This is a genomic window from Pedobacter sp. KLB.chiD (assembly GCF_047040275.1).
In the GTDB taxonomy this organism is placed as follows: domain Bacteria; phylum Bacteroidota; class Bacteroidia; order Sphingobacteriales; family Sphingobacteriaceae; genus Pedobacter.
The window spans coordinates 1217227-1238763 of record NZ_CP178207.1; the positions used below are offsets into that span (position 1 = coordinate 1217227).

The 21537-nt window shown below is 42.9% G+C and carries 11 protein-coding genes; all 11 read left to right on the plus strand.

Features of this window, described 5'->3' with window-relative positions; translation table 11 throughout:
• The first annotated feature begins 103 nt into the window (after positions 1-103).
• The 11 genes from ACK1I8_RS05130 to ACK1I8_RS05180 all read left to right on the plus strand — a co-directional run bounded on the left by ACK1I8_RS05130 (position 104) and on the right by ACK1I8_RS05180 (position 21519).
• Positions 104-2281, plus strand: coding sequence for an alpha-galactosidase (locus tag ACK1I8_RS05130; protein ID WP_412468266.1), 2178 nt, complete (start codon positions 104-106; stop codon positions 2279-2281).
• Positions 2282-2285: 4 nt separating this feature from the next.
• Positions 2286-4280: a glycoside hydrolase family 97 protein gene (locus ACK1I8_RS05135; protein WP_412468267.1), complete on the plus strand. Its 1995-nt coding sequence runs from the start codon at positions 2286-2288 to the stop codon at positions 4278-4280.
• Between the two features lie 12 nt (positions 4281-4292).
• Positions 4293-6083, plus strand: a complete 1791-nt coding sequence (locus ACK1I8_RS05140; protein WP_412468268.1) for a glycoside hydrolase family 2 protein — start codon at positions 4293-4295, stop codon at positions 6081-6083.
• Positions 6084-6088: 5 nt separating this feature from the next.
• Positions 6089-7270, plus strand: a complete 1182-nt coding sequence (locus ACK1I8_RS05145; RefSeq protein ID WP_412468269.1) for a glycoside hydrolase family 88 protein — start codon at positions 6089-6091, stop codon at positions 7268-7270.
• 636 nt (positions 7271-7906) lie between these two features.
• Positions 7907-11995 (plus strand): response regulator, encoded by a 4089-nt coding sequence (locus ACK1I8_RS05150; protein ID WP_412468270.1) that lies wholly within the window; start codon positions 7907-7909, stop codon positions 11993-11995.
• Between the two features lie 76 nt (positions 11996-12071).
• Positions 12072-13184: an alginate lyase family protein gene (locus ACK1I8_RS05155; RefSeq protein ID WP_412468271.1), complete on the plus strand. Its 1113-nt coding sequence runs from the start codon at positions 12072-12074 to the stop codon at positions 13182-13184.
• A gap of 10 nt (positions 13185-13194) precedes the next feature.
• Entirely contained in the window at positions 13195-14058 is an 864-nt protein-coding gene (locus ACK1I8_RS05160; protein ID WP_412468272.1) for a family 16 glycosylhydrolase, read from the plus strand.
• Between the two features lie 20 nt (positions 14059-14078).
• Complete coding sequence (locus tag ACK1I8_RS05165) at positions 14079-15212, plus strand: glycoside hydrolase family 105 protein (protein ID WP_412468273.1); 1134 nt, start codon at positions 14079-14081, stop codon at positions 15210-15212.
• A gap of 19 nt (positions 15213-15231) precedes the next feature.
• Positions 15232-16170: a DUF4886 domain-containing protein gene (locus tag ACK1I8_RS05170; RefSeq protein WP_412468274.1), complete on the plus strand. Its 939-nt coding sequence runs from the start codon at positions 15232-15234 to the stop codon at positions 16168-16170.
• A gap of 489 nt (positions 16171-16659) precedes the next feature.
• Positions 16660-19830: a SusC/RagA family TonB-linked outer membrane protein gene (locus ACK1I8_RS05175; RefSeq protein ID WP_412468275.1), complete on the plus strand. Its 3171-nt coding sequence runs from the start codon at positions 16660-16662 to the stop codon at positions 19828-19830.
• Between the two features lie 15 nt (positions 19831-19845).
• The gene (locus ACK1I8_RS05180; RefSeq protein WP_412468276.1) at positions 19846-21519 is read left to right on the plus strand and encodes a RagB/SusD family nutrient uptake outer membrane protein; all 1674 of its coding nucleotides are present in this window, start codon (positions 19846-19848) and stop codon (positions 21517-21519) included.
• The last annotated feature ends 18 nt before the right edge of the window (positions 21520-21537 follow it).

A 21537-nucleotide genomic window follows, 5' to 3' on the forward strand; every position in this document is an offset into this window, starting at 1 on the left:
AAAAAAAATCAGTGATTTGGTTAATTTGTACAAAACTGAACCATTTCCGTACAAAACTGAACCCCTCCTTAAGCACAAGTAGCTAGTTTTGGAATCTCCAAATATGACAGCTATAAATTATGAGATCAATGGGCGGTATTCTCCGCAAAGTTTTTTGGGTAACCTTCTATCACAGGGGATGCCGATAGCAATCTTTGCGAAAATTAAAGGTAATTTAACAGGGGGAGTTTACGCTTTTTTACTGATGATTTTGCTCCTGGCGGCTAATATACCTTGCTCCGCTCAGGATGGATGCTACAGTCGCCTCGATCAGGACACCCTGACCATAGGCAATCAATTTATCGAGCGCAAATTTATATGGAATAAGGGGAATGTGATTACCCACAGCCTAAGCGATAAGAAAGGCGGGAAAATTTGGCTTAACAAACTCAAGAACCCCGATTTTTACATTCAAGCTGGCACTGCCACTCAAAATGGGCATTATGAAGTGTTGGTCAGGAAAGAAGATGCCATTCGCATTGCTACACAGGAAACCATTATTTCTTTCTCTACAGGCGCACTTGATGTCAGACGGATTTACCGGATAAATGCTCAAAGCGCTTCCATCGCCTGTGAAACCTATCTGAAAGGGCAGTTAGCTGGGATCGCAGGGGGACAAGCAACCAACGTCGCTGATCAAAAAAATATTGAGTTTGCTGAAGATATGAAGGTTGGTGGTGCCGCCGCGGTTTTAGATCAGTTCAAGCTGGAGGGTTTCCACTGGCAGGCTAAGGCGGTCGAGTTTTTTGACGTAACCGATTGGAACAACAATCTGGTGCTGGAAAATAAGTTTATCCCCTATAGAAAAAAAGGTTACCGGGGCAACCTGCTTTTTGCACATAACCAGGAAAAAGATGCCGGTTTTTTCTTCTTAAAGGAAGCGCCAGGCGCTGCTACCCAGCTTGCTTACGGCGGTCAGGATTTTACAACTGAATTTGGCCATTTTGCCGTGAACGGATTGGGACTGAATTCGGTCGATATTCGTAAAGACGAATGGCGCAAAGCCTATACGGTGGTGTTGGGTGTTTACAGTGGGCAGACATTTGAACAGCTGCAAGCCTTACGCACCTACCAGAAAACCATCCGTAAAAATGAGCCACGGCGGGATGAAATGGTGATGATGAATACCTGGGGTGATAGGAGCCAGGATGCTAAAGTGAATGAAAGGTTTAGCCTATTGGAATTGGAAGCTGCAGCCAAGCTCGGTATTACCCATTTTCAGATCGATGACGGATGGCAACAGGGAAAAAGTCCGAATTCTGCCTTGGCCAAAGGCTCTTTTACCAATATTTGGACTAACGCTAATTATTGGAAACCCGATACAGTAAAATATCCGAATGGACTCGGTCCGATCGTAAAAAGGGGCAAAGCAATGGGTATTGAGATTTGCTTGTGGTTTAATCCAAGTATCCAGCATAACTATGCAGACTGGGAGAAAGACGCTTCGGCAATGGCCGAATTATACCGGATGTACGGAATCAGGACATTTAAAATTGATGGTCTCTCCATTCCAAATAAGCAATCGGAGATTAACCTGACTAAAATGTTTAATAAGGTATTGAATGAAACAGGAAACCAGGCTGTTTTCAATCTCGATGCCACTGCGGGCCGCAGGGGTGGCTACCATCTCTTTACCGAATACGGTAATATTTTTTTGGAGAACCGTTATACCGATTGGCAAAACTACTATCCTTACTGGACACTCCGTAACCTATGGCAACTTTCTAAATATGTACCGCCGGAAAAATTGCAGATCGAATTTTTAAACAAATGGAGAAATACAGACAAGTATGGCCATGATCCTTTCGCTCCTTCCTGCTATACTTTTGAATATTTATTTGCCACTACCATGGCTGCCCAGCCACTGGCCTGGTTTGAAGGCACGGGGCTACCTAAAGCAGCATTAGCACTGGGAACATTGATTAACAAGTATAAAGAGGTGCAGCACGACTTCCATCAGGGAACCATTTTACCGATTGGTGAGGAACCTTCGGGCAAATCATGGACAGGTTTTCAATCGATTCAAAAAGATAGGGGTTATTTTATCGTGTTCAGGGAAAACACACCTGATGAAACGGGTGTACTGGAAACCTGGTTACCCGAAAAGGTCAAAATACAGTTAAAACCGCTACTGGGTAGCGGGAAGCAGGTGATTCAAACAACAGGTAGGAAAGGCAGTCTGAAAGTAGCTTTACCTGCTGTAAATGATTTCGTGATGTACAGCTACACCATTATAAAATAAACCAATGAAGCAACATATATTAAATTTATTACTGTTAACGTTTCTAAGCATCCCCGCAATCGCCCAAACGAGGCTGAGTGTGAAGTCTCCCGATGGGAGGTTGCAGGTGGATGTAAGCATTGCTGATAGTATCCGTTTTCAGCTGGCACATGATGGTGAAAGGGTACTCCATTCTGGCGCCATAGCGATGAAACTAGACAACGGTAAAACCTTTGGCATCAGATCTCACTTGAAACAAAGCAAAACCATTACCGTTAAACAGGAAATCCCTGCCTATTTTTATAAAAGAAACCATATCAATGATGAATATGCAGAATTGATAATGGATTTCAGGGAAGATTTTAAACTCATTTTTCGAATTTATAATGAAGGCATGGCTTACCGATTTGTATCTATGGCTAAGCAGAATTTCATCGTAAATGAAGAGCTGGCCACTTTCCATTTTTCAAAAGATTTTAAAGCGTACATTCCTTATGTAAAAACCAAAGAGAAAACAGTTGAAGGACAATATTTCAATTCGTTTGAAAATACCTATACCTATGGGCCTTTGACTAAAATGGATAAGCAGAAGCTTGCTTTTTCTCCATTGGTGGTTGAATTGGATCAAGGTAAAAAAGTATGTTTGGCCGAAGCTGATTTGCAAAGCTATCCGGGTATGTTTCTTTTCAATCCTACCGGAGGAACTCTTCTGGAAGGCAACTTTTCTACTTATCCAAAAGCTACCTTGCAGGGTGGACATAACCAACTGCAGCAAATCGTCACCTCGCGCCAGCCTTACCTGGCTAAAAGTAAGGCAAAAGCCAGATTTCCCTGGCGTATAGCCATAGTAACCACCAGCGATAAAGCCCTGGCTGATAACGATATGGTTTACAAGTTGGCCGAGCCTAACCGATTAAAAAATATTTCGTGGGTAAAACCAGGGAAAGTGGCCTGGGAATGGTGGAATAACTGGGGCCTGAGTAAGGTAGACTTTGTTTCAGGTGTGAATACGGAAACCTATAAGGCTTATATAGACTTTGCCGCCAAAAATAAAATTGAATATGTAATTCTGGATGAAGGCTGGGCGGTAAGCCTTAAGGCAAGTTTGTTTGAGGTTGTACCAGAAATTGATCTGAAAGAACTGGTTGCTTATGGGAAATCCAAACAGGTAGACCTGATATTATGGGCAGGCTACTATGCCTTTGCACGCGATCTGGAACAGGTTTGCAGGCATTATTCTCAGCTGGGGATAAAAGGCTTTAAAATCGATTTCATGGACCGAGATGACCAGGAAATGGTTGATTTTCATTACCAGGCAGCAGAAACAGCCGCTAAATATAAGCTGATGGTTGATTTTCATGGTACTTATAAACCCACCGGGCTAAACCGGACTTTCCCGAATGTCATTAATTACGAAGCCGTAAATGGCCTGGAGCAGATGAAATGGACCGGGCCGGAAATGGACATGGTTACCTACGATGTGACCATGCCTTTTATCAGGATGATTGCCGGGCCGGTAGATTATACGCAGGGTGCCATGCGTAACGCCACCAGGAGTAGCCATAGGGGAATAAATGATGAACCCATGAGTCAGGGGACGCGCTGCAGGCAACTGGCAGAATATGTGGTCTTTGAGTCGCCATTAAATATGCTCTGTGATAGTCCGGACAGTTATGCGAAGGAGCAGGAATGCACCGATTTCATCAGCGAAATACCAACGGTTTGGGATAACACCATTGTGCTTAATGGTGAGATTGGGCAATATATTACCACCGCCCGTAAAAAGGGCAATAACTGGTATTTGGGTGCTTTAACCAACTGGGAGGCGCGCAAACTTGATCTCGACCTCAGCTTTCTTGGCAGCGGGGATTATGCTGCAGAAATTTATCAGGACGGCATTAATGCCAGTAAAATCGCTACCGACTACAAAAAGAAGCGGATAGAGATCCCTGCCGATCGAAAGTTATCTGTCAATATGGCTCAGGGTGGTGGTTTCGCGATGAAAATCTTTAAAAAGTAAACACAATAGGCTATGAAATCAATCAGAACTATTTTTAATTTGCTTGTGCTGTTGTGTTGCTTTTCGTCTGAGCTTTCGGCACAGGAGACTTTGATTAATGTATATGGCAGAGCGATACAATCCCTCAACGGTAAATGGGAAGCGATTATAGACCAGTACGACCAGGGGCGGAAAAATAAAATTTACCTCAATAAAAAACCAGCCGGAAAGACAGATTTTTATGAATATGCCTTTGATGGCGGCTTAAAACTGAACGTGCCTTCAGACTGGAACAGTCAATTGCCCGAACTCAAATACTACGAAGGGACGGTTTGGTATGCCAGGCGTTTTGATGCACCCAAAGCACATCATGGACGGCTGTTTATTTACTTTGCTGCGGTAAGTTATCGTTGTAAAGTTTATCTTAACGGAAAAGAAATTGCGGCGCATGAAGGTGGGTTTACACCTTTTCAGGTTGAAGTAACCGATCTGGTGCAGCAAGCAGACAATTTTTTAGCCCTGGAGGTAAACAATACCCGGACTGCAGATGCCATTCCGGCGAAATCATTCGATTGGTGGAATTATGGGGGCATTACCCGTGATGTAATGCTGGTATCAACCCCAAAAACATTTATTCAGGATTATTTTGTTCAGCTGGATAAACAGCGCAGTGATCAGATCAATGTGAGGGTTAAACTGACTGATATTCAGAATCATATTCCGGTAACCATTGAAATCCCGGAACTGAATATCAGGCAAAAGCTTATTACCGATGGGCTGGGGATGGCGAGCATGTCGATCGCGAAGGTAAAAAAAATACAGCGTTGGTCACCGGTTTCTCCCAAACTTTACCAGGTGGTCATATCTACCGCGACAGATCGTGTAGAAGAAAGGATTGGTTTTAGAAACCTGATGGTAAAAGGAACTCAGATTTACCTGAACGGGCAGCCGATTTTTCTAAAATCTATTAGTTTTCATGAAGAGATTCCACAGCGCAAAGGCAGGGCTTTCTCCGAAGTAGACGCCATGATGCTTTTATCTGAAGCGAAGGCACTGGGCTGTAATATGATCCGTTTGGCACATTATCCGCAAAATGAATATACGGTGCGTGCAGCCGAAAAAATGGGTTTTTTATTATGGGAGGAGACACCTATATGGCAAGGCATCGATTTTGAAAATCAGGAAACCAAACAGAAAGCCGGAAATATGATCAGGGAGATGGTGATGCGGGATAAAAACCGATGTGCCATCTCTTTCTGGGGTATGGCCAATGAAACGCAGCCATCTGCTGCCCGGAACGATTTCCTGAAATACCTGATCAGATGCACCAAGGATATTGATAGCACCCGTTTAATTACGGCTGCATTTGATCTGGTTCGCTTTAATGCAGATAAGCAACGCTTTATAATGGACGATCCGTTTATTAACGAAATAGACGTGGTAGCCATTAATAAATATATGGGTTGGTACCATCCCTGGCCCGTTACACCAAAAAAAGCCATTTGGGAGGTAGCCAGTCATAAACCTTTGATCATTTCAGAATTTGGTGCGGAGGCTTTGTATGGTAAAACCGGTGATGGTGATGTAGCCGGTTCATGGAGTGAAGACTATCAGGCCCAACTGTATAAGGATAACCTCGAAATGTTTAAAAACATCCCAAATCTCAATGGAATCTCGCCATGGGTACTGTTCGATTTTCGGTCGCCATTCCGCTTTCATCCCACCTATCAGGATGGCTGGAACAGAAAAGGACTGGTTTCTGATCAGGGATTTCGTAAAAAAGCCTGGTATGTGATTGCAGATTATTACAAAAACATCAAATAAAATTTATGAGGAGATATTTTTTAGCACTGTTGTTAACAGGGGTATTATGGAGCAGCTTTGCAAATGCGCAGCAACTGAAAACCGTTGTTGATAAAGCCCTGGCTTTTGCCGAACAGCAAAGTTTATTGATGGCCAGGAAATATGAGCATCAGGCTGGCGTATTACCAAGGTCATTCGAAGCGGGAAAAAGTACCGTATCTGATTCACGTTGGTGGTGTAGCGGATTTTTTCCGGGTTCGCTTTGGTATGTTTATGAGCATAGTAAAAATCCGGAACTGTTAGCCTTCGCCAAATTATACACGGCAAGGGTAGAACGCGAAAAATTTACCACGGATAACCACGACGTCGGTTTTATGCTCTATTGCAGTTTTGGCAATGGCTTACGTTTAACCGGCGACGCCGCTTATCAGGCTGTTTTGCTCAAGGGCGCGCAATCGCTGGCTACCCGTTTTGATCCTAAAGTGGGTTTGATCAGGTCATGGGACCATAATAAAGCCATCTGGCAGTATCCGGTCATTATCGATAATATCATGAATCTCGAATTATTATTATGGGCCAGTAAACAATCAGCAAATCAGCAGCTAAAAAAAATGGCACTTTCGCACGCCGATAAAACCATAGAACATCATTTTAGACCCGATTTCAGCTCATACCATGTGGTTTCCTATAACAGGCAGACTGGCGTTCCACATCAAAAGCAAACCCATCAGGGTTATGCTGATGATTCTGCATGGAGCCGGGGACAAGCCTGGGGTTTGTATGGTTATACTTATCTCTATCGTGAAACCAGCGAAAAACGCTACCTGGATCAGGCCATGCATATCGCCAACTTTCTAATCAATCATCCAAAAATGCCCAAAAATTTTATTCCGTATTGGGACTTTGATGCGCCAATACGGGCTAATACACCCAGAGACGCTTCGGCAGCCTGCATTATGGCCGCTGCGCTTACTGAATTGAGTGACTTTGTAAATACTGACATCAAAAAGAAATACATGGAGGTGGTAGAGAAGCAAATCCTGACACTCGCCTCTGATGAATACACGGCAAAGTTGGGCGAAAACGGAAATTTTATCCTGATGCACAGCACCGGTGCATTCCCGTTTAACTCTGAAGTAGATGTACCATTAACCTATGCAGACTATTATTACCTGGAGGCGCTGAGTCGTTTGAAGAGAAGATTGTAAGCCTGGTATTAGAAGATATGGGATTGGCATTCTGATGAATAACTTGTTGCCTGAACTCGATTAATAACATGCCCTAAAGATTTTCTGCAGACATTTTAAACTCGCCATCGTCACCCTGAATTTATTTCAGGGTCTATCTGGCAGGAAAGATGCTGAAACGAGTTCAGCATGACGATCGTGTTAAGAAAAAGAGACAAAAAATGATCATTAGCGTGCAAATATTAATCGGACTAAAGTTTACTGGACAAAAATTAATATGAAGAACAGTAGCACTTAATGGAAATACCCCTGGAAAGTTCGTCATCGCGAGAAGTCTTTTTCAGCCGACAGCTAGCCCCGACTTTTCGGGGAAGTAATCTTTATATTAAGAATCACTTACACTATAGATTGCAACCTGTTGCCGGTAGGCTTTGCCGTCCCTCCTCGCAGTGACAATTTTTTTGAAAGTCTGTTTATGGTAATTATAGCTAAACTCAACGTAACAAATTCGAAATGGATGGCAATTTATGAAAGATGCGCGTAACCGTGGCGATGAGAACCCTTATTTTAGCTGAATCACTGTGGCTATGGATATCCATCAGATGGAAATGGAAATAAATTGATAGAAAATTTAAATGATGTTTAGAAAACCTGTTTATGCATTTTAACCTTAGGGATATCCGGAAAACGGCTTATTTGCTGTTATTTTGTTGTGCATTTTTGCTGAAAAATGCGGCTGCGATTGATATTTCCAGGTATCGCTTCCATGTTATGCCTGAAACATCGTATTACAGCGGTATTCAGAGTATCACCAAAGACAGTTTGGGGCGCATGTGGTATACCGGGCCAGATGCTGTTTTTATGTATGATGGCAATAGTTTTTATCAGTTAAATGAACTGGCCTCCAGGAGTGACCCCAAAGTGAAATGGGCTTACGGTACGCTGGTGAGAGATAAAAGGGGTGGATTATTTGTGGCCACTAATCACGGCTTATTAAAGTTTAACTATGGACAATTTAATTTTGACCTTGTTCTTCCCGGAAAAATCCGCTCCATCTGTCTACATGATGACGGCAAGCTTTACATGCTCTCAGGCGACAGCCTGTATATATCCGGACGGGAAAAAAAGGTTTTTAAGCAAATCAAGCTTCCCACCAACAGGTATTTCGATAGTGTGATCAGCTTAAATGGAAATATTTATTTATCTCAGGAAAATTTACTTTACAGGTTCGATACCAAAACAGCTCGCTTTGCGGTTTTTACCAATCTGGGCCAAACTTCCTTTGTGGTGAATGACGCGGTAGCCTATCATGGTGATTATTATTTCCTTACCCAGCGGGCGGGCATTTTCGTGACGGATGCCAAAGGTGTCATCAAAAAAAATATCCCGATTAACGGTCCGGGCGTCCAGACTACGATGGCCAAAAAAATCTTTATCGATCAGGCGGGCATCATGTGGGTAGCTACACAAGCTGGACTGTTGCTCTATGATCCGCAAACCCGGACCAGCAAGCTGCTCAAAATGAATCCGAACGATGCGTTTTCATTGCCTAACAACTCGATATGGACCATTTACGGCGACCCAGACCAGGGCGCGTGGATTGGCACTTATGGGGGTAAAATTGCTTATTGTTCACTTTATGATGCCTATGTCCGCTATTTTACAGCTAGCCCCGGTGGACTTAATCATCCCATAGTAAGTGGTTTTCAGGAAGATGATATGGCTAATGTTTGGATTGCTACGGAAGGTGGTGGACTCAACTATTGGAACCGGAAGGATGATAGCTTTCGCCATTTTACCAAGGCCGAAGCCAATTCCATCAATTCTAACATGGTTAAACGCTTAAAATTTGATTCTGATCGGAAAAACCTTTTTATTTCTTCATTTAATGGAGGTATTTCTGCCTATGAAATGGCTACAAAGCACTTTAGTAACCTCAATATCCTTTTACCGGGAAGCAGGCAGCCTTTAACGGTTTATGATTTTGTACGGGATGCCGGAGGAACCTGGTGGATGACCGATCCTGATAAAAACTTTTTCCACCGGAAGAAAAACCAGGCAACAGAAACAGAAATGGTTAAACTGATCGCTGCAAACGGACAGGCGCTGGATGTGGAGATAGAGGCCATTTCACTTGATCAGCAGCAGCATCTTCGTTTGGTTACCCATCAGGGGCTCTATATCGCAGATCCCCTGACGCTTAAAGTACTGCAGCACTATGTGATCAAAAATGGGCCTTACGCGGTTAATCGCCTTGGTTGTTATTACGAAGCCTCAAATGGAGATCTCTGGCTGGGTACGTCGGGAAGAGGTGTCAACCTTTTAAAGAAGGATGGTCGCTACCTTAATTTCAACAGCACCAATGGTTTTGCTCCTAAAATCGTTTTTGGCATTCTTGAAGATGACATTTCAGGAAATATTTGGTTCAGTACAAACGACGGACTTTACTTTTTCGATCAGAAAGCGCAAAAGTTTGCAAAAGCCAGATTTTATAAAGAAAATAGTTGTGGCTCATTTTATTTAAGGTCGGCCTATAAAACTAAAAAAGGAGAGATGTTGTTTGGGGGGACTAACGGATTTGTACTTTTTGATCCGCAATACCTCAATAAAAACATCCAGAAGCCGAGGGTGTTTTTTACCAGCTTATTAATTAACAATCAATTGGTAAGCAATGTAACGCAGGATTCACCTTTAACCCAAGATATTTCTACATTAAGCAATCGCGATGAGGGTAAGATCACACTTTCCAGTGACCAGTCGAATATCGAAATCCGTTTTTCTTCAAACAGCTATTTATCGGCAGATAAGAATCAATTTTCTTATCGCATGCTTGGCTTAAACGATAAATGGATGAAGCTAAACTCCAATCAACATGCTGTTCAGTTTTTTAATTTAACGGGTGGCGATTATGTTTTTGAGATTAAGGCATCCAACAATGATGGGCTCTGGGGCGGCGAAATTTCAAGGCTTTATTTTCATGTCAATCCGCCATTTTTCTTATCCTGGTGGGCCTACTCCGTTTATACCTTAATTATACTAGGCTTGTTGTTTTTCGTGATGCGGTATTATACCAATAAAAAGGTTTTTAAAGAACGACTGGCATTAGAAGCGCTCAAAGAACAGAACATGCGGGATTTAAACCAGGCAAGGACTGATTTTTTCACCAATATTTCCCACGACCTGAAAACCCCGCTCACCCTGGTGCTCGAACCGCTGAAGCAGTTAAAAGAAACCGTTCAGAAAAATGACCATGCGGCGGGCTATATGCAATTAATTGAGAAAAATGTGGCCCGCATACAGCGTTCAATTAGTCAATTACTGCGTTTTAGGGAAATAGAAAGCCAGAAAGTTACCCTCAACCCACAGGTTGGCGATTTTATCAGTTTTGTACATGATGTTTTTGGGCTTTTTGAATTATATGCAAACAAAAAAGAAATAGAAACCAATTTTACTGCTCATGCCGACCATTTGTTTGTGGCTTTCGATTATGATATTATTGAAAAAATTCTGACCAATCTTTTTTCGAATGCCTTAAAATATACCTCTAACAAAGGTTATGTGGGGGTCAGGATTTATCAGTCTTCGGCCGGGGAACAATCGAGGTTGACTATTGAACCCGATCATCTTGAAAGGGAGTACATTTCGGTAGAAGTGTTAAATACCAGTATAGGTTTTTCTGAAGAGCAGATTGCCACATTATTTACATCTTTTAACCGCTTATCGTCTTATCGGCCAACTTTTGAAGAAAGCTCAGGCCTTGGACTTGCTATAGTAAAGGAACTGGTAGACGCCATTGGAGGAGAAATATGGATGGTAAATAAAACCAATAAAGTTTCTTTTACCATGATGCTCCCGTTAAAAAAAGAAGCCGGATCGGGCGATATGCAGTCGAACATATACGATTATACCATCTCCGAAATTGACGAAATCCTTTTAGAAGCTGAAGAACCCGATCTTTCACCAAAGCATGCCAGAAAATCGACCAGTATTTTATTAATTGACGATGACCCTGACCTTCGGAACTATCTGGAACGGCGCTTGTCTGAAAAGTACAATGTTTATTTGGCCAGCGATGGTCAGGAGGGCATTATTAAAGCTGAAAAAATATACCCTCAACTGATTATTACCGACCTGATGATGCCGAATACCAATGGATTTGAGGTATGTAACCACCTGCGGCAAAACTTTAAAACCAGCCATATTCCCATCATCATGATTTCGGGCATGGGCGATGTAAACCAGAATAAAACCAGGGCGCTCGAACATGGTGCAACAGTTTTTATTGATAAACCTTTTGAAGTGGAATACCTGATTCAACAGATAGATACCATTTTAAAAAACCAGCAGGAAATGAGGGAAATGTACAGCAAACGACTGGTGGTTGATCCCGCTAAGGTAACCATTACTTCGATGGATGAGGAGTTGCTGGTTAAGGCCATGAAATTTATTGAACAGCATATGGCTAACCCGAATTATTCGGTAGACGATTTTGTGTCTGATATGAATACCGGAAGAACCATTCTGTATCAAAAGATTAATGATATTGTAGGCATGTCTATCAAAGAATTTATTCTAAACATCAGGCTTAAAAGAAGTGCCTACTTATTGGAACATGCAGATTTAACAGTAGCAGAGGTGGCTTATCAAACCGGATTTAACAACGCCAAGTATTTTAGTGTATGCTTTAAAAAACAATTTGAAACCAGTCCGTCTGAATATAAAAAGCGGTATAGTACAGAAATTTAATTAAGCCGTAACATTAGTTTATCTGTAAAGGAAGCAGTTGCGGCATTAAAACGCACATCATTAACCAAATAAATCTATGAGCCATTTGAAATTCTTTCTCATCATTTTATTTACAATTGCCCTTTTGTGTTTAATGCCAGGGCAGCAAATTTTTGCTCAGCATCAGCTTAAGGGAATGCACCCGCAACAGCAGATTGATTTTGTTACAAAGCAAATCAAAGCTAGAAAAGAGCCGTATTTATCAGCCTATAAAGCCTTATTGGGTAAGGCAGATTCGGCACTGTTGATCTCACAACATGCGGTGGAAGACTTCAGTATTCCCGGTTTTTATGTTGATAAAGAAACCCACCGCCGAACTTCACGGGCGCTCCAGGTAGATGGTTTTTCGGCGTACAGTTGTGCCCTGGCTTATCAGTTGAGTGGCAAAACAAAATATGCAGAAAAAGCCATTTATTTTCTCAATGCCTGGGCATCGGTCAATAAAAAATATTCGCAACTGGATGGCTCACTGGTGATGTCTTATGCTGGTACCGCTTTAATGATCAGCGCAGATTTGCTTAAAGGTTATAAAAGGTGGCAGCCCGAAGAGGTAAAGCAGTTTAACTGGTGGACTAAAAATGTATTTCGTGCGGCTGCAAACAGCATCAGGTACCGTAAGAATAACTCTGGCGATTGGTCTCGTTTGGCTTCTATCCTGGTCGATACTTATTTGGAAGACGAGGAAGATATGCAGCAGAATATTAGCCTGATTAAAAAAGATCTTTTTGATAAGATTGCAGCAGATGGCCACCTGGTTGAAGAAGTAAAGCGGCAGGGGAAAGGCATTTGGTACACCTATTTTTCTTTAGCACCACTTACCGCTTCCAGCTGGATTATTTATAATCAGACTGGTGAAAACCTCTTTACGGCATCCCGGGATGGGGCATCATTTAAAAAGGCGCTGGATTATTTATTTTACTATAATCAACATCCCAAAGAGTGGAAATTTTTTAAAAATCCGGATACAGGAAGTGTACATACCGCAACAGGTTTCTGGCCAGCCAACTTGCTGGAGGCGATGAATGGCATTTATCCTTCTCCGCAATTTAATGATTACCTGGCACCCTATCGTCCCATCATGTATACCACACATGATTATGCCTGGACATTTCCAACGCTCATGCCTTTACGATTAAATGGATATCAATAAATTTTTCCGCATGAAAAAATATGTATTCAAATTATTATTGCTGGCCTGTGTTTTATGCATCAACTTATCCGGAGCAGCCCAACAAACAAGGCATTCCAAACCGCCGGCCCTTTATTCAGGTGGTTACAAACTGGTATGGGCAGAAGAATTTAACAATGACGGTGCAACCGATCCGGCTAACTGGACGTATGAGCTCGGCTTTGAGCGCAACGAAGAATATCAATGGTACCAACGGGAAAATGCGAGGTGTGAAAACGGAAAGCTAATCCTGGAGGCCAAACGAGAAAAAAAATCAAATTCTGATTTTAAGGAAGGAAGCAGCGACTGGAAAAAGAATAGGCCGGAAGCGGATTATACTTCTGCCAGTATCAAAACACAAGGATTGCACAGCTGGCTTTACGGCAGGTTTGTGATGCGCGGTAAAATTGACATCCGGGATGGCATCTGGCCAGCCTGGTGGACCTTGGGAACCAAAGGATCCTGGCCGGCAACTGGTGAAATTGATATGATGGAATATTACCGGAAAAAACTGCTCGCCAATATCGCCTTTATGGGAGCAGACCGAAAAGACGCCTGGTTTAGTACCGAGAAAAATATCGATTCCATGGGTGGTAAGGCCTGGGCAGCACGGTTTCATATCTGGCGAATGGATTGGGACGAAAACAGCATTGCGCTTTATGTAGACAACAAGCTTTTAAATCAGGTTCCATTAAACCAGCTGGTAAACCAGAATGGAACAAATATTAATCCTTTTAAACAACCACATTATATGTTGCTCAACCTGGCCATTGGAGGCAAACAGGGGGGAGATCCCTCTAAAACTACCTTCCCGGCAAGGTTCGAAGTAGATTATGTGAGGGTGTATCAAAAATAATCAGTTAAGAAATGAACAATATGAATTTAAAACAACTGCTTTTGGTTTTACTATTGAGTAACTATAGCGTACTGAATACTTTTTCGGCTCAAACACCATTGAAAAGAGATTCCACTTTGGCAACCGCAAATATTTTTAAAACGATGCAGCGGGTTGCAGACTGGCAGCTGAATACCTGGAAGAACAAAGGCTTTAACCATCGGAAAGCGGATTGGACGAATGGTGCCTGTTACACCGGTATTTTCGCTTTTGGCAATTTGCGGGGCAACGAACGCTACCTGAAAACGCTGATAGATATTGGAAACGAGCTGGGTTGGAATACCGGACATTTGCGCTCTTATGCCGATGATTATTGTGTAGGACAAACTTATGCGCAGCTTTACAGCAAATTTAAGCAGAAAAAGATGATTGCTCCTTTTATTTTACAGGCCGATAGTATCATCAGCCAGCCACACGACGAACCTTTGAACTGGAAAAATAATATCCAGAAAAGGGAGTGGGCCTGGTGCGATGCACTTTTTATGGGTCCTCCATCCCTGGCTTATCTGAGTACGGCGACGAAAGATGAGAAGTACCTGAATACTGCTATCAAGTTGTGGTGGAAAACAACCGGATTTCTGTATGATCCCGAAGAAAAATTATTTTTCAGAGATGAGAGTTTTTTTGCCAGGCGGGAGAAAAACGGACAAAAAATATTCTGGTCGAGAGGCAATGGATGGGTGCTGGCCGGACTGGTAAGGGTATTGGAGAATATGCCAGAAAACCACCCAGACAGAAAGAAACTGATTGCGCTTTATCAGGATATGGTATCAAGGGTAGCCGGATTACAGCAACCAGATGGCAGCTGGCATGCCTCATTATTAGATCCTGCAAGTTTTCCGGTAAAGGAGATGAGCGGAACCGGCTTTTTTTGCTACGCGATGGCCTGGGGCTTAAATCACGGTATTTTAGAAAAGCAGCAATACCTTCCTGTGATAGAAAAATCATGGAAAGCTATGGTTTCTGCTGTGCATGAAGATGGTATGCTGGGTTATGTACAGCCGATCGGCGCAAGTCCGGATGCGGTAAATGCCAGCAGCACCGAGGTATATGGCGTTGGTGCATTTTTGCTGGCAGGAACCCAATTGTTTGAATACCTTAAAAAGCAAAAATAAACGAATTAGAATAATAAAAATGAAGATTAATATTAAATTACAGTTCCAGAATTTGATTAAGCTGAGCATTTTTTGTCTTTTGCTGCTTGGCTTCGCTCTGGATGTTTTTGCTCAAACTGGTCAGGATACCTTACGTTTGTTTATTATAGGAAATAGTTTTTCTCAAAACGCATCAGCCTTTTTGCCACAGCTGGCAAAAGAAAGGGGGAAAACGCTCATTATCGGACGAGCTGAACTCGGCGGGCATTCTCTTGAGCAGCACTGGAATTATGTGGAAAAAGCAGAAGCTAATGCTAATGACCCCGCCGGGAGACCCTACCATGGAAAATCATTAAAAATGTTATTAGGGCAGGAGAGATGGGATATTGTTACCATTCAACAGTATTCTTACCTTTCAGCAGATTCCTCAAGCTATTATCCTTATGCCAATAAACTCGTCGCTTATGTTAAATCATTGCAACCCCAAGTGCGTATCGTTGTCCATCAAACCTGGGCTTATCGTGCGGATGCGAAAAAGTTTGGGCGTACCGCCGAAGGTAAAGTTGCAATAAGTCAGCAGGAAATGTGGCAAAAATCACGTGCGGCTTATCATCTCCTGGCAAAGCGGATCAACGCCCGTATTTTGCCTGTTGGTGATGCTTTCCAGGTTGTAGCCAAGGATAGGACATATGGTTATAACACCGATCTTTCTTTTGATTATGAACATCCCACAGCCCCAAATCTGCCCGATCAGACCCACTCCATCAATATCGGTTACTACTGGAATAAAAAAGAACTTGTATTCGATCCTAACCATGCCAATGATGCGGGGAAATACCTGGGCGGACTTATCTGGTATGGCATCCTGTTTAATGATTCTATTAAAAATATCAGATTTAAACCTGAAACGGTCTCTGAAGCGTTTGCCCAATACCTTCGTAAAGTGGCTGCTAAAACGATAGCAAAAACGAACCGATAAAATCATTGCAGATGCTAAACTTTAGTCCTCACGGGCTATTTTGATTTGTAAAATACAGACTTTCTTAAAATAAACTGCAAATATCGGCCATCCGTACAAAAACAAACCATTTCCGTACAAAAGTGAACCCTCTGAAATAGATAAGCATATAGATTTGTGTTAACCAAATAATAAACCTAAATATTATGACAACCTATTTCTTAACCATTCCTTTTATTGCAAATCAGGGAAACACAAAAACCGGATTACGAGCGATAACATTAAAAATGCCTTTCTATTCAATAGGAATTTCTCGGAATCAGGTTTAACTTAAAATCTTTAAACCAGACGCTTTTTGATGCTTTCCCATCTCCATTTTTAATTCAGCCGTAAAACCTACACCCTTTCTCGGGAATTGATGAGGACACCTGCGCGGTGACCTGGAGACCTGTTATGCGCAAAAAATCAGAAATATCTAAAATATTATAACTCTAACCATATCCCAGATAGATGATAAAAAAAATAAACCTAAGGTCCAAAGGCTGGCTTCTTGTGGTTGCAGCATTTTGGTGTAAGGCACAGGCATTGCCGGCCAGGCCGATAAAAATCGCCAGCAGCTTCGTTGCCAAACACCCTATGTTACGGTTTCAGGAAATAACCGGAACCGTTAAAGATGAGAAAAATCAACCTATACCTGGTGCAACCATCAGAATAAAAGGTACCCCTACGGGCGTTCAGACTGATCTGGACGGAAGATACAAAATCAATGTTAACCCTGGTCAGGTGCTTGTTTTTTCGACCATTGGTTTTGAAAGCAAAGAAGTTACCATAGGCGCTGCCGGCGTGATCAACATCACGCTGGTCTCTGCAAGCAGCTCGTTAAGTGAAGTTGTGGTAAACGGTTATTCTACACAAAGAAGATCGGCCGTAACCGCTGCCATCAGTACCGTTTCTGGTCAGGATTTATTGAAGGCACCCGTTACTAATGTGAACAATGCATTGGCCGGCCGCGTACCTGGCCTGGTGGTTCAGCAAACCTCCGGTCGTCCGGGAATTAACGGTGCCGCTTTATATATCCGCGGACAAGTTTCGCCCTCCGCCACAGCGCTTATCATTGTGGATGGTGTGGAACGGACTTCTTTCGGTGATATTGATCCCAATGAAATTGAAAGTATAAACATACTGAAAGATGCCTCATCTACTGCGCTATATGGGTTGAAAGGTGCAAACGGCGTATTTGTAGTGACCACTAAAAAAGGAGTGGAGGGACCGGCAAGGGTAACATTTTCCGGTAATCTGGGCATCATCAGTGCAACCTCCCGTCCAGAGATCCTTGGTGCCTATGAGAGTGCCATGCTGTTAAGCGAAGGGCAGCGCAACGTGGGTGAATCCCGGACCTTTACCGATGAGGATTTGGCGATCTTTAAGGCCGGAAACGGTAATCCATTACTTTATCCGGACGTGCAGTGGTACGATGAACTGGTTAAAGATCATTGGATGCAGAACCAGCAAAACCTAACCATATCAGGCGGTAGTGACAAGGTAAAATACTTTACTTCATTTAGCCACATGCGTGAGGAAGGAAATTTTAAGGAGTTTAAAACGCCGTTGGATTATTCTACCTCCCCGAGCTACAGCCGTTACAATTTCAGGGCCAGGGTTGGCATCGATCTGACTAAAACCACCAATTTTGAGGTTAACCTTGCAGGCAGGAACGAGCACCGTTATAGTCCGGCAGGTATGAGCGAATATAATGATCCTGCGGGGGTAGTGAGTAACGGTATTGAAGGGTTGGTGGGCCGTGCGTTGAAAATGCCATCATGGGCAGCCCCGTTTTTTAAAGAATACATCAATTCTGATGATCCCAGGATTATTGCGCTGGATGGAAACTATAACCATATCGTAAACTATGGGCTGGGCGGGGTAAATGCTTTCAATCCTTACGCGTTACTCACCTATGGCGGATATGCCTTTACCGATAATAATATTGCCGAATCAATTTTCACTGTAAAGCAAAAACTTGATTTCTTAACCCAGGGCCTCAGTTTTAAAGCGCAGTTTGGTTACGATGCCACACAACTATCCGGAAAGTTGCAGCGTGGAAGTATCGGCTACCTCGAACTCAACAGGGCCACTCTGGCGCTAACACCTGTGGGTGGTACCTATAATGATTTTTTTGGGGCGCCCGCCTATTCCAGAAGTGGCTTTACCAAAACAAATCTGCAGTTGTTTTTAACCTATGGCAGATCATTTGGAAAGCATAACATCAGTGCCAATCTAATCGGTCAGCGCGAACTTCAGGGCTCGGCTGCGGCTGCCGCTCCTTACGCCAACCAGGGCGTCATTTCGGAAGCTACCTATAACTACGGAAATAAATACTTTTTAACAGCCAGTGCAACTTACAATGGTTCAGAAAATTATGCCAAAGGTTATCGTTACGGGTTTTTTCCGGCAGCAACGCTGGGTTACAACCTGGCCAACGAGGAATGGATGAAAAAATTTACCTGGATCAGTATGTTTAAATTCCGTGGCTCAATTGGAAGGGTAGGGATACCCAGTCCGGGTACAAGCCGTTTCTATTACCAGAACAGGTTCGGAGCGGGATCAAACGTAGTATTTGGAAACCCGAACAGCAACTTCAGCGCACCAACTTATACGCAGTTACAATATGGCAATCCGTTTATCACTTTTGAGGTATCATTAAAACGAAATATCGGACTTGATCTTTCTTTATTCAAAGATAAGCTGAACATCACCGCTGACCTTTTTGATGACGAGCGCTCAGATATTTTAACCACCCGTTCGGCGACGAGTTTTGCAACCTACGGTGCTACAGTGCCAAGCACCAATTATGGCATTAATTACAACCATGGATATGAGCTTTCGGTAACTTACCGGGATAAAATTAAAGATTTTACCTATTCCTTTACGGGTAACCTGAGTTATGCCAGAAACGAGCGGAGGGTACTGGATGAAGCACCTGGTCTTGCAGAAAACCTGCGGGTAACAGGCAAGCCGATCGGTACCTATTTCGGATACCATGTGCTTGGTTTTTATACCGATCAAAAAGATATCGATAGCAGTCCGCTGAACAAAATTACGGCCTACCCATCTATACCAGGCGATTTTAAATATCAGGATGTTAATGGCGACGGCATAATTAATAACCAGGATGTAATCGCTATCGGGCATCCTAATATTCCGGAATACAATGCAAGCCTTAATATGCAATTTGGGTATAAGGGATTTCAATTATCGGCACTTTTTAATGGGGTGACAAATGTGAGCTCCAATGTCGTATTTCAAAGCGGTGGCCTCAACCAGTATTATGCACCAATGTTAAATAGATGGACACCAGGTAATACCAATGCAAGCTGGCCGGTAATTCGTCCGGGCCTGAATGCAAATCCTAATGAAAGCCTCAACGATTTCATCTTGCAAGACGCATCTTATATCAAATTACGAAACGTGCAGCTTAGTTACAGTTTGCCTAAAAAATGGGTAAACAGGCTCCGGTTAAATGGCCTTACCGTATTCGTTAGCGGCCAGAACTTAATTACCTGGACAAATTTTTATGGCATAGATCCTGAAAACAGCTTATCGGGAAATGCTTATGCCTCATCTATCGCCACTATACCGACTACTAAAGTTTTCAATTTTGGCCTCAATTTATCACTCTAATTAATGGTTACCGTCATGAAAAAAATCATATATCTTTTGTTTTTATTTATTGTCTGTATGGCTTATTCCTGCAAAAAGGATTTTTTACAGCGTGATGTGGGCATCCAGAGCAATCTTGAAGAAGTTTTTAAAGACCCTTTAACGGCTTCCCGTTTTGGCGACTTTACCTATACTTTTTCTATCTCAGATTATGGCCGCCTGAGCGGATATAAGGGAATGACCTCGCAGTTTACTGATGAGTCTATTGCCAATAATGGCCAGATTGAGGTGGCGGCCATGAACAGCGGTCAGTTTTTAGATCCGGGGGCTGCTGACGTTGCGGGCATTTACACCCAGATGTACCGAGGAATCAGAAATGCAAACCTGATGCTGGCCAATATGGATAAGGTGCCCTGGACCGATCTTTACAATCCCGGTTACATTAAAGGTGAGCAACTTTATCTCCGTGCTTACTTCTATTTCGAGCTGTTGAGACGCTTTGGAGGAGTAGTCCTATTAACCAAGCCACAAGACTTTACAGAAGCTTCTACAGATCTTCCACGCAGCAGTTATGCAGAAACATTTACGTTGATTTTAAATGATCTGGAACAGGCCTTTACGCTATTGCCATTAACCAATGCCGACTGGCCTAACCCGGCAGCACAATCTAACCGGGCTACGGGGGCTGCAGTCATGGCGCTTAAAGCAAGAGCATTGCTCTTCGATGCCAGCCCGTTAAATAATCCTGAAAATGATTTGGCAAAATGGAAAAAAGCCGCAGAGGCATCAAAGGCAATTATAGATTTGAATAAATTTTCACTGGAGCCAAACTATGCCAATGTACTCACGGTAGCCAACTCTAATGAATATATCCGGATCTGGCCCCGTGGCGGCCGTGGATTTATTGGTACCTACTTAAGCGATTTTTTGATTCCTACCAGCTATGGAGGGGCACAATCTAATCTTTCGCCTGTTCAGAATCATGTTGATCTGTATGAAATGGCCAATGGCAAACCCATTACCGATGCCACCTCGGGATACAATCCGCAAAATCCTTATCTCAATAGAGATCCACGCTTTTATATTAACATTTTGTATAATAATGCCACCTGGCAGGGGCGGGCAGTACAAACCTGGCAATCTGAACCCAATGCGCAGGGTATTATCACCTATGGAACGGATATCAGTACGGCTACTTCCATAACCAAAACCAGTTATTACCTGAAAAGACTCTGGCCAGAGGCTTCACGTTCGGGCTCAACTGCATCGGCCCTGCTGAACTATGTTTTTTACCGATATGCAGAAGTGCTGATCAATTATGCCGAAGCTTTAAATGAAGAAACAGGGCCGACTGCCGAAGTGTACAATGCCGTAAATGCCATTCGTGTGCGGGCTAAAATGCCGGTTTTGCCAGCTGGTCTCAGTCAAGCTGAAATGCGCGAACGCATCAGAAACGAAAGGGCCGTCGAGTTCGCTTTCGAAGATATGCGCTGGTGGGACATCCTTCGCTGGAAAAAAGGGCCTGAAATTGTGGCCCAGCCGATGAAGGGCATGAAAGTGATTAAAAATGCCAACGGCACTTTCAGCTATAACGTGATAGAATTGCCGGCATTTAAAAAAGTATTCCATAACAACATGTATTTGTACCCTATTCCACGGGCAGAAATGAATAAAACCAGTGGTGCATTGAAACAGAATCCGGGCTGGTAGTGATTGGGTTGTATATAA